This window comes from Sphingomonas sp. Leaf33 (assembly GCF_001421785.1).
GTDB lineage: Bacteria > Pseudomonadota > Alphaproteobacteria > Sphingomonadales > Sphingomonadaceae > Sphingomonas.
On the sequence record NZ_LMLB01000017.1, the window covers coordinates 307,928 to 312,146 of the forward strand.

Genomic DNA, 4,219 nt, shown 5'->3' on the forward strand with positions numbered 1-4,219 from the left:
GCGGATCGACCCCGTCACCGTGCGCCCATAGAGCGCGGTGTTGTTGAACACGGCCTGCGTGGACGACAGGATCGGGAACAGCCCGCCGCCGCCGCGGAAGCCCAGCTTGTTGAACAGGTTGTTCGCGTTCAGCCCCAGCTCCAGCTTGTCGAACGGGCGGATCGTCAGGAAGCCGTTGACGAAGGTCGACCCCTTGATCGTGTAGAGGTTGAAGTCGTCCGACTTGGTGCTGGTCTGGCCGTTCACGCTGACGCCGAACGCCGCGATTCCCGCGTCGTAGGACGGCGAGACGACGAAGAGGAAGTCGGGCAGGCCGCCGGGCTTCTTGCCGACCAGGGCCGCTGTCACGCTGTCGGTGATCTTCGACTTCGAATAGGTCGCATCGACTGCCAGGTGGAAATTGCCCGCGGTCAGGCGGCTGGTGAATTCGACGCCGTACGAACGATAGCTGTTCGAGATGTTCGGGTCGTTGTTCGGTGCCGGATTGTTGATCCGGGTGAAATCGTAGTTGTTCTCGGTCAGCGTCGAACGGAAGCCGGTGACCTCCACCGAATAGGATCCGCCAAACATGCCGCCGCGCTGCTTCAGGCCGATTTCCTGCTGGTTGAGGAAGTTGACCGAGGTCGCCTGTCCCTGGGTGTTGAGCGAGCCGTCGGCGTTGAAGTTGCCCGACAGCACGCGCCGGTCGGCGTTGAAGCGGCCGCCGCGGCTGGCGCGGGCGAACAGGCTGGTCTCGCGGCTGAACGCGTACAGCGCGCCGATCGACCAGCTGACATAATCGTCGCTGTAGTTCACGCGCTCGACCGTGTTGCTCAGCACCAGCGACGGGATGCGGGCCGATCCCAGCGCATCGGTGACCGTGGCCGTCGGACCGGCCACGCCGCCCTGAGCCGTGCCTTCGCCGTGAACCTTGTCGTAGCGGACGGAGGCATCGAGGTTCAGCCCGCCGGTTTCCCAGCCGACGTTCAGGAAAGGCGCGTTGTCGGTATAGGTCAGGTCGACGCGGCGGGCGCAGCAGGTGCCCCAATTGTCGTTGAACCCGGCCTGGCCCGCCGCGGTCAGCTGCGTCCCGGTGGTGGAAAACAGGTCGAGTGGTGCTGCATTCTCGCCGTTCAGTTCGCTGAACTGGCGGTTTACGTGCCAGTCCTGGACGATGTTCTGGCGCATGTGGAACCAGCCGCCGGTAATCGTCGCCCGACCGCCGCCCACGTCGAACTTGCCGGTCAACGCCAGGTTGTTGGCGAAGTTGTCCATGTTCTTCATCAACGTGTTGATGTTCGGGTTATTGTTCACATAGGCGCCGGTGTAGATCTGGCCCTGATTGGGTCCCGCGGCATAGCGTGCCGTCCCGACGACCTGGCCGTTGACCGTCGATCCGATCAGCCCGCCGGTGCCGGTGCGCGGCAGAACGTTGATGAACTGCGTCGTGAAATTGCCCTTGATCCACTGATACCGGATCGTGTCGTCGATCGTGAGGCCGCTGCCCAGGTCGTAATGGAACTGGCTACCCAGGCCGGTGACGCGCGGGTGGATGCCCTGCACCTCGGCATCGCGTTGCTGGCCGTCATAGTCGAGATAGCGGTAGGCGCGGTTGTAGATCGTGTAGCTCGACCCGTCGCGCTCGTCGAACGTCGGCAGCGGTGCGAAGTCGGTGATCCTGTTGCCATCCAGCGTCGCCAGCGACGGGGTGGTCGTGTTAGTCGGTGCCTGTTCGTCGAGCCGCTTGAAGAACAGCCGCACGAATCCGCGATTGTCGGCGAAGTCCTTGGTGACGTTCGCCTTGATCTGATAGCCTTTCAGGATGTTGAAGTTCTCGTTGGTCAGCCCGCCGCCCTTGCGCGCGTAGCCGCCGACATGGAACCGCAGCGTGTCGCTGACGGGGGCGCCATAATCGAAATCGATGCGATGTTCGCGGTACCCGATGCCGTTCGAATAGGCGATCTGGCCGCCTTCGGTCTCGCCGGTCTTGCTGATGTAGTTGACGACCGCACCGGGCGCCTGGCTGGCGAAGGTCGAGGCGGAGCCGCCACGAACCGCCTCCACCCGCTGCACGTTCTGGTCGAAGCGCAGCCAATAGTCGTTGTTCCCGAAGTTGATGTCGCCGAACAGCACGGTCGGCAGGCCGTCCTCCTGCAACGCGACATATTCCGACCCGCCGGTCGACACCGGGATGCCGCGGACGCCGATGTTGGCGTTGCCGCCCGGACCTGCCGTGTCGCTGGGCTGCAAACCGGGAATGTTGCGCAGCACTTCGGCTTCGGATCGCGGCGTGAAGTTCTGGATCGCTTCCTGGCTGATCTGGCTGACCGAGATCGAACTGCGGAACCGCGAGCGTTCGCCCGACGATGCGGTGACGACGATGTCCTCGGTCTGCCGCGCCGCATCCGGGATGTCGCCGGGCTGCGCCTGCGTGTCGGCGCCGGTCGGAACCGGCTGCGCCGTCGATGCCTTCGCTGCCGGGTCGTTGGGCACGGTCTGCGCTACGACCGGCGTGGTCGCCAGCGCGATCGCCAAAGCCGATGCCGAACCTGCGATCGCCAGGGGTCCCCTCATCATCCTCTCCTTGCGCATTCCCCGTGTTCGGGAATGTCCGAGCTTTGGCTAGCGCGACCTGCAATCGATTGCAAGATAGTTTCCGCAATCGTTTGCGGAAAATTTGCCGGTTGATGCTGTCAGGCGGTGGCGATCGTCCGGGCGATCCAGTCGGAATGCGTCGGCATCGACGCCCCCATGCCGGCGATCGCGCCCGCCAGCTTGTCGACGAAGGCGCGGCTGGCGCGCGGGTCGGCGATGTGCGCCAGCAACGGATCGCCCGATTTCGGCACGTTCCCCTGGCCGATGTGGACCGCCAGCCAGCTGGCCGGGCCGAACAGATCGTTCTCGCGCTGGACCAGCCGGCCGCGCTGGCGGAAATGCTCGATCTTCACCGCCAGGCTGTCGGGCACATCCATCGCCGTGCAGTCTTGCCACAGCCGTTCGCTGCGCCCGGCGTTCAGCTTATAGTGGAGGATCAGGAAGTCGCGGATCCGTTCGAATTCGGCGATCGCGACACGATTGTATTCGGCGACCGCGGTCGGATCGCGCTCGCGGGTCGGGAAGAACGCCAGCAGCTTGGCAATGCCCGCCTGGATCAGGTGGATCGAGGTCGATTCGAGCGGTTCCATGAATCCGCTCGCCAGTCCGATCGCGACGACGTTACGGTTCCAGAACTGCCGCCGCCGCCCGGTGACGAAGCGCAGGAAGCGCGGTTCGCCCAGCGCCGGCCCGTCGAGGTTCGCCATCAGTGTCGCCGCCGCGTCGTCGTCGGACAGATGCGCGCTCGAGAACACGTAGCCGTTGCCGGTGCGGTGCTGGAGCGGGATGCGCCACTGCCATCCCGCCGCCCGCGCGGTCGATCGCGTATAGGGCGTCAGCCCGTCGCCGCCGGTTGCACACGGCACCGCGACCGCGCGGTCGCACGGCAGCCAGTGCGTCCAGTCCTCATACCCCGTCGCCAGCGCGCCTTCGATCAACAGACCGCGGAAGCCCGAGCAATCGACGAACAGGTCCGCCGCCAGCCGGCGCCCGTCTGCCAAAGTGATCGCGGCGACGTCGCCGCTCTCGCCATCGCGCGCGACATCGGCGATCCGGCCCTCGACACGCACCACGCCGCGCGCCTCGGCATAGTCGCGCAGGAAGCGCGCGTAGAGCCCGGCGTCGAAGTGATAGGCGTAGTCGAAGGTCGATGCGACGCTGCGCGGGTCGGCGTGGGGTGCGGCGAATCGCCCGCGGCTGGCCGCGCCCCAGGCCATCGACAGGTCGTCGAGCGGGACCGTGCTGCCCTGCGCGCGCGCCGCCAGCCAGTGCTGGTGCACCGCGATCAGGTCGAACGGCTTGCCGAACGTGCCGAACGGATGGAAATAGCGCGCATCCGCTCGCCCCCAGCCGACGAATTCGATCCCCAGCTTGAAGCTGCCCTTCGTCGCCTTCAGGAAATCGCCCTCGGCGATGCCCAGCGTCTCGTTGAACAGCCGGATCGGCGGGATCGTCGCCTCGCCCACGCCGACCGTCCCGATCTCCTCCGACTCGACCAGGGTGATCGTACAGCCGCGCGGCAAGGCGTGCGCCAGCGCCGCCGCCGTCATCCATCCAGCCGTACCGCCCCCGGCGATGAGGATCGAACCGATGGCGTCGGGCATAGGCGTCCTTGCGAAAAACCGGCGCCCAGCATGACGAACGC

General features: G+C 66.0%; 2 protein-coding genes. Both read right to left on the reverse strand.

Features of this window, described 5'->3' with window-relative positions; all coding sequences use genetic code 11:
- On the reverse strand, positions 1-2,553 hold a 2,553-nt coding region (locus ASE86_RS14625; RefSeq protein WP_156347229.1), incomplete at its 3' end, for a TonB-dependent receptor domain-containing protein.
- A gap of 119 nt (positions 2,554-2,672) precedes the next feature.
- Positions 2,673-4,178, reverse strand: a complete 1,506-nt coding sequence (locus tag ASE86_RS14630) for a tryptophan halogenase family protein (RefSeq protein ID WP_056428508.1) — start codon at positions 4,176-4,178, stop codon at positions 2,673-2,675.
- Positions 4,179-4,219 lie beyond the last annotated feature (41 nt).